The organism is Jhaorihella thermophila (assembly GCF_900108275.1).
Taxonomy (GTDB): Bacteria; Pseudomonadota; Alphaproteobacteria; order Rhodobacterales; family Rhodobacteraceae; genus Jhaorihella; species Jhaorihella thermophila.
In genome coordinates this window covers 1-6,213 of record NZ_FNVD01000046.1, presented here as the reverse complement: position 1 = coordinate 6,213, position 6,213 = coordinate 1, and the positions used below count along the sequence as shown (strand labels likewise).

Sequence of the window (6,213 nt, the reverse complement as noted above, 5' to 3'; positions counted from 1 at the left end):
CGGCTCGTCGCCGCCTGCCGACCGAAGCTCGTCTTCGGCGAGCAGGTCGCGAGCGCGGCAGTGCTCGGAAAGGTTGGCGGCACGGCTCGAACAGCGACTGAGGGCGCGGCTGGCTGGGCGTGGTTCGACGCTCTGGCGGCTGACCTGGAAGCGGCATCTTACGCCGTCGCGGCGGCCGATCTGCCGGCTGCGGGGTTCGAGGGAACAGGAAACGGTCCAGTGGACCGTTTCCCCCGAGAACGCGCTCCGCACATCCGCCAGCGGCTGTTCTTCGGCGCCGTCGCTCTGGAACCGGGCGGGCTGGGCGACAGCCTCGGCGCGGGATCACAAGGACGGATCGGAATGCCGGTCCGTCCCGATCAATGCGCTGCTGGGCCGGCAGGTCTGGCTCGCGGGCTGGCCGACGGCGATGGCGGGCTCGCCTTCGACGGCAGCGTACAACGCCGCCGGCAACACGGATGCGAGCCGCAGGACGGTGAAGCTGGTGGACTGGTCGAAGGCGCCGACCCCGCCGGGACCTGCGCGACGGACGGCGTTTGGCGAGATCCGGACTGGCTCCTCTGCCGCGATGGCCGCTGGCGGCCCGTTGAACCCGGAACATTCCCGCTGGCTGAGGGGATACCCGGCCGCATGGGGCTTTTGCGGGGCTACGGCAATGCGATCGTGCCGCCGCTCGCGGCGGAATTCGTGACGGCGTTTCTGGAGAGCCTGCGATGAAGCAGAGCCGGATCATGTCGATGGTCGAGGCGGCAACGAATGTCGTCGTCGGCTACGTTCTGGCCATCGCCACCCAGATCGTCGTGTTCCCGTGGTTCGGGATCGAGACGGGGCTGGCTGAGCATCTGACCATCGGCCTCGCCTTCGTCGGTGTTTCGCTGGTGCGGGGCTATGCGCTGCGGCGTCTGTTCGAGGCGATCCGGACGCACGGACGACAATGAGGAACCGCCGCCCCATTCGGGACGGCGGCATCGGGACCGTTGTTGTCCGGCGTCAGTCCTCGACGATCATGTAGGCCCTGCCGCGCCCCTCGGTCTTGTCAGAGGTGATCGTCAGGCCGAGCTTCTTTTTGAGCGCGCCGGCCATCGCACCCCTCACGGTGTGCGGCCTCCACTCGAGGGCGGCGGCGATCTCGTCGATGGTGGCGCCGCCCTCGGCGCGCAGCATCTCGATCAACCTCGCCTGCTTCGTGCCGGTGCGCGTTTCGCGAGTCTTGGGTGCCGGCTTGCTGTCCGGTCGCTCCGGCTCGATGCCGATGGCCGCGAGCCCCGCGTCCGTGATGTGCAGGAGAATGGCGCAGCCGTCCTCGTCGTTGCGCCAGATCCGGTTGAGCGCGGGATCGGCCTTCGCAAGCTGGTCCGTCACCGTCTCGGCGATGAGCCCGCGCTTCAGCAGAGCGCCTATCACTTTCCGCGCGGCGCCTCCGCGCAAGCTGCCGGGCAGCGGCAGGAGGTTGCGGTCCGCGCGTTGTGCGGCGGCCGAGAGGATCACGAGCTGGGTGTCGGAAAGTTTGGTCATCCGGGGTCTCCTTCATCGGGGCCACGACCATCGCGGCCCTTCCATGACCCCAAGCCCGCCAGCGGGCGGGCCGAAGTTCGGGCAAGGGAGGAAATCACTCGGCGTATTCGCCTTCGCGGAAGGCGCTGTCGGTGATGCGCTTCAGGAGGCTGGCGTAGTGTTCGAGGGTGCCGACGTGGCCCCAGTTCACCTCGTCGGGATGGGCGTTGAAGTGGTCGTCGCTGAGCGCCTGAAGGCGGGCGAGCATCTCGTCGATTTCGGCCTTTTTGCCAATGAAGGCGGCAAGTGCGGCTTCTCTGTTGCGCCGGGCCTTGTCGGCGCGGAGTTCGTGTCGGGGTGTGGTCTGGGGGTTCCGGCGGGTCATTTGTGTTCTCCTCACTTTGTCCGCTCGATCATGGCGAGGATGGCGCTGGCCATGCCGCCGAGAAACTCGCTGCGGCGGAAGACGATCTCGTCGATCTCGCTGGCGCGTTCGATGGCAGGGTCGACCGCGAGGTCATCGGCCATGTGCGGCAGCAAGCGGCGGGCTTCGGCGTTGTAGCGTTCGGCGAGGGTCATGGGGGGCTCCGTAGCTGAGTTGCATCGTCCTTGTGATGACAGGTTCGCTCTGGTCGGGAGGCTTATCAACACCATAAGCACATGATTTTGCATGATAATCGGAGCGTGCCATGGAAGGCTTGAGCGAGCGCCAGTATGCCGCCCGTGTTGGCCTGTCGCGCGGCGCGATTCAGAAGGCGAAGGCGACGGGACGGCTCGTTCTGCACGAAGATGGCAGTATCGACGCGGAGGCCAGCGATGCCCTGCGCGCGCAGGCGACCGATCCTTCGAAGACACGGAAACCTCCACAGCCGAAGCTGACGCCCGTTCCGGAAGCAGCGGTGTCCGCCGTTGGCGAGACGCTCAAGGAACAGGGGATGGCCGCGCCGCCGGTCGGCAGCGGCACCACCTTTCTGCAGGCCAAGACGGCGAACGAAGTGCTGAAGGCGCAGGAGCGGCGCCTCCGGCTGCAAAAGCTGAAAGGCGAATTGATCGACCGGGCCCGCGCATTGTCGCTGGTTTTCCGGCTGGCACGGCAGGAGCGCGATGTCTGGGTCAACTGGCCTGCGCGTGCCGCGGCGTTGATGGCGGCAGACCTCGGTGTTGAGCCCGCCAGGATGCAGAAAGTTCTGGAGAAACATGTCCGTGCCCAGCTCGACGAGCTTTCCGAGGTCAAACCCGATCTCCGGTGAGGATGCGTTTGAGGGCGCGGCGGTAATCCTGCGTGCCTGGGGTGAAGGCCTCAAGCCGGACCCGGACCTGACCGTTTCGGAATGGGCGGATCGGCACCGGATGCTCTCCGGTCGCGCCTCGGCCGAACCGGGGCGATATCGCACGGCCCGCACGCCCTACATGGGCGAGATCATGGATCGGCTGTCACCCGGCGATCCGACACAGCGGATCGTGTTCATGAAGGCCGCACAGGTTGGGGCGACGGAAGCTGGAAACAACTGGATCGGCTTCGCGATCCACCAGGCGCCTGGCCCGATGCTCGCCGTCCAGCCGACTGTGGAACTGGCCAAGCGCAACTCGCGCCCGCGAATCGACCCGCTGATCGACGAAAGCCCGGAGTTGCGCGAACGGGTCAAACCGGCACGCTCGCGTGACGCGGGCAACACCATGCTGTCGAAGGAATTCGCGGGCGGCATCCTGATCATGACCGGGGCGAACTCGGCGGTCGGGCTGCGGTCCACTCCGGCGCGCTACATCTTCCTCGACGAGGTCGACGCCTATCCGGCGTCCGCCGACGAGGAAGGCGATCCGGTCACGCTGGCCGAGGCCCGGTCGCTGACATTCGCCCATCGGCGCAAGGTGTTCCTTGTCTCGACCCCGACCATCCGGGGGCTCTCCCGCATCGAGCGGGAGTTCGAGGCCAGCGAGCAGCGCCGGTTTTTCGTGCCGTGTCCGCATTGCGGCCAGATGCAATGGCTGAAATTCGACCGGCTGCGCTGGCAGAAGGGGCAGCCGGAAACGGCGGAATATTATTGCGAAGGCTGCGAGGTGCCCATCGCCGAACACCACAAGACGGCGATGTTGCAGGCTGGCGAATGGCGCCCGACGGCCGAGGCGGCCGATCCCAATACCGTCGGCTACCACCTCTCGGCGCTCTATTCGCCCATCGGCTGGCTGAACTGGGAGCGGATCGTGCGGGCCTGGGAGGCGGCCCAAGGGTCTGATGAGGCGATCAAGGCGTTTCACAACACGATCCTTGGCGAGACATGGGTCGAGACTGGCGAGGCGCCCGACTGGCAGCGGCTTTACGACAGGCGCGAGCGCTGGAAGCCGGGCATCGTTCCCGCGGGCGGGTTGTTCCTGACGGCCGGGGCGGATGTGCAGAAGGACCGGATCGAGGTCGATGTCTGGGCCTGGGGCCGCGGGCTCGAAAGCTGGCTGGTCGATCACGTCGTGATCGAGGGCGGACCCGACCGGCAGGACGCTTGGTGTGACCTCACTGAATTGCTCGGCCGCACCTGGTCGCATGAGCGGGGCGCGCATTTGAAGATCGCGCGGCTCGCCATCGACACGGGCTACGAGGCCCCGGCGGTCTACGGTTGGGCGCGGGCGCAGGGGTTCACGCAAGTCGCGCCCGTCAAGGGCGTCGAAGGGTTCAATCGCGCCAGCCCGGTGTCGGGCCCGACTTACGTGGACGCGACCGAGGGCGGCAAACGCCTGCGGCGGGGCGCGCGGCTCTGGACCGTGGCGGTGTCGACCTTCAAGGCAGAGACCTATCGCTTCCTGAGGCTCGAACGGCCGACCGAGGAGGAACGGGCTGACGGCGCGGCGTTCTCGCCTGGCACGGTGCATCTGCCGCATTGGGTCGAAAACGAATGGCTGAAGCAGTTCGTCGCCGAGCAACTGGTCACCGTGCGCACCAAACGCGGCTTCGCCCGGCTGGAATGGCAGAAGCTGCGGGAACGCAACGAGGCGCTGGATTGTCGGGTCTATGCCCGCGCCGCCGCCTGGATCGCGGGCGCGGACCGCTGGACCGACGAGAAATGGTGCGACCTCGAGGATCAGCTCGGCGTCGCTGATCCTTCCGCGGATCCCGCGGGGCAGATCAACAGGCAGGCGCGGGCATCGCAGGGCAAACGCCGCTCCGACTGGCTTGGGCGGCGTGGGGGATGGTTCTAATGGCGGATTGGACGGAAACCGAATTGTCGGCGCTGCGCCGGGCCTATGCCAGCGGCACGACGCGGGTCAGCTATGACGGCAAATCCATCGACTACGGCTCAGCCGAGGATCTGCTGGCCCGCATCCGCACCATCGAGCGGGCCATCGCAGGCACGACCCGGCCACTGCCGGTCGCTGGACTCGCAGGCTTCTCGCGCGGAGATCGCTGATGCCAGCCAACTGGTTCGACCGCGCGATAGCCACGGTGGCACCCCGCGCGGCAGCCCGGCGTGTGCTGGCGCGGCAGGCGTTTGAAACCCTGGCGCGGGGCTATGACGGCGCCGCGCGTGGGCGGCGCACCGAGGGTTGGCGCGCGCCGGGCAGTTCCGCCGACACCGAGATCGGCATCGCCGGGGCTCTCTTGCGCGACCGCATGCGGGATCTCGTGCGCAACAATCCGCATGCCGCCAAGGCCGTGGCCGTGCTGGTCAACAACATCGTCGGTGCCGGGATCATGCCGCGCGCCGCCAGCGGCGATGACAAGCTGGACCGCACGGTGGACACGCTCTTCGCACGGTGGTCCGAGGCGGCTGATGCCGATGGCCAGCTCGACTTCTACGGGCTGCAGACGCTGATCTGCCGCGAGATGGTCGAGGCGGGCGAAGTGCTGGTGCGCCGACGCATGCGTCGATCCTCGGACGGGCTGCCGGTGCCGCTGCAATTGCAGGTGCTGGAGGCCGACTTCCTCGACTCGACGAAATCTGGCGCGCTCGGAACAGGTCGGCTCGTCCAAGGAATCGAGTTCGACGCGATCGGCAAGCGCCGGGCTTATTGGCTGCATGCCGAGCATCCCGGCGATGCCCATGGCGCCCTGCGAGCCGGTGCCAACAGCCTCCCGGTCCCGGCCACGGACATTGCCCATGTCTACGAGAAGCAGCGCACACAGGCGCGCGGCGTTCCCTGGGGCGCGCCGGTGATCCGATCTTTGCGCGATCTCGACGACTACGAGGTGGCCGAGATCGTGCGCAAGAAGACCGAGGCCTGCGTCACCGCCATCGTCTTCGGCGATGACGAAGCCCAGCAGGGCATCGCGCCTACGGTGGTCGATGCCGATGGCAACCGGGTCGAGCAGTTCGAACCCGGCCTCATCGCCTATGCCCGCGGCGGCAAGGACATCCGCTTCAACCAGCCGGCCGCCACTGGCGGCTATGGCGAATACAAGCGGGCCAGCCTGCACACGATCTCGGCCGGGTTCCGGGTGCCCTACGAGTTGCTGACCGGCGATCTCAGCCAAGTCAATTACTCCTCGACCCGCGCGGGGCTCGTGGAGTTCCGCCGGATGATCGACGCGGTGCAATGGCAGCTGTTCATCCCGATGCTCTGCGCGCCGGTCTGGCGCTGGTTCACGGAGGCCGCATGGGCGGCGGGGCGCATCCCGACACCGGAGGTGCCCGTGGAATGGTCGCCGCCGAAGTTCGAGGCGGTCGATCCGCAGAAGGACGCGATGGCGAACCTCCTGTCGATCCGCTCGGGCACGATGACGCTGGCCGA

The 6,213-nt window shown here is 67.5% G+C and carries 9 protein-coding genes; 6 read left to right on the top strand and 3 right to left on the bottom strand.

All coding sequences use genetic code 11. The annotated features are described in order from the left end of the window. Both C4S70_RS18755 and C4S70_RS18130 read left to right on the top strand, forming a co-directional pair. Positions 1-717, top strand: a 717-nt coding sequence (locus C4S70_RS18755) for a hypothetical protein (protein WP_200822816.1), incomplete at its 5' end; no start/stop codon positions are given. Further along, positions 714-938, top strand: coding sequence for a DUF7220 family protein (locus C4S70_RS18130; RefSeq protein WP_104009489.1), 225 nt, complete (start codon positions 714-716; stop codon positions 936-938). The genes C4S70_RS18755 and C4S70_RS18130, both read left to right, overlap by 4 nt. Before the next feature lie 52 nt (positions 939-990). On the opposite strand, the gene C4S70_RS18125 is transcribed toward C4S70_RS18130, so the two are convergent. From C4S70_RS18125 to C4S70_RS18750, 3 genes are all read right to left on the bottom strand, one after another. Beyond that, positions 991-1,515: a DUF3489 domain-containing protein gene (locus C4S70_RS18125; protein WP_104009488.1), complete on the bottom strand. Its 525-nt coding sequence runs from the start codon at positions 1,513-1,515 to the stop codon at positions 991-993. Positions 1,516-1,609: 94 nt separating this feature from the next. Beyond that, complete coding sequence (locus C4S70_RS18120; RefSeq protein WP_104009487.1) at positions 1,610-1,879, bottom strand: hypothetical protein; 270 nt, start codon at positions 1,877-1,879, stop codon at positions 1,610-1,612. An 11-nt stretch (positions 1,880-1,890) separates the two neighbouring features. Continuing rightward, on the bottom strand, positions 1,891-2,073 hold the full coding sequence (locus C4S70_RS18750) for a hypothetical protein (protein WP_160114913.1): 183 nt from the start codon (positions 2,071-2,073) through the stop codon (positions 1,891-1,893). Positions 2,074-2,183: 110 nt separating this feature from the next. On the opposite strand from C4S70_RS18750, the gene C4S70_RS18115 reads away from it, so the two are divergent. From C4S70_RS18115 to C4S70_RS18100, 4 genes are all read left to right on the top strand, one after another. Next, on the top strand, positions 2,184-2,744 hold the full coding sequence (locus tag C4S70_RS18115; RefSeq protein ID WP_104009486.1) for a hypothetical protein: 561 nt from the start codon (positions 2,184-2,186) through the stop codon (positions 2,742-2,744). Next, positions 2,692-4,683: a phage terminase large subunit family protein gene (locus C4S70_RS18110; RefSeq protein ID WP_104009485.1), complete on the top strand. Its 1,992-nt coding sequence runs from the start codon at positions 2,692-2,694 to the stop codon at positions 4,681-4,683. The genes C4S70_RS18115 and C4S70_RS18110 overlap by 53 nt, the downstream gene beginning before the upstream one ends. After that, on the top strand, positions 4,683-4,892 hold the full coding sequence (locus tag C4S70_RS18105; protein WP_104009484.1) for a phage head-tail joining protein: 210 nt from the start codon (positions 4,683-4,685) through the stop codon (positions 4,890-4,892). The genes C4S70_RS18110 and C4S70_RS18105 overlap by 1 nt, the downstream gene beginning before the upstream one ends. Then, positions 4,892-6,213, top strand: a 1,322-nt coding sequence (locus tag C4S70_RS18100) for a phage portal protein (protein WP_104009483.1), incomplete at its 3' end; no start/stop codon positions are given. The genes C4S70_RS18105 and C4S70_RS18100, both read left to right, overlap by 1 nt.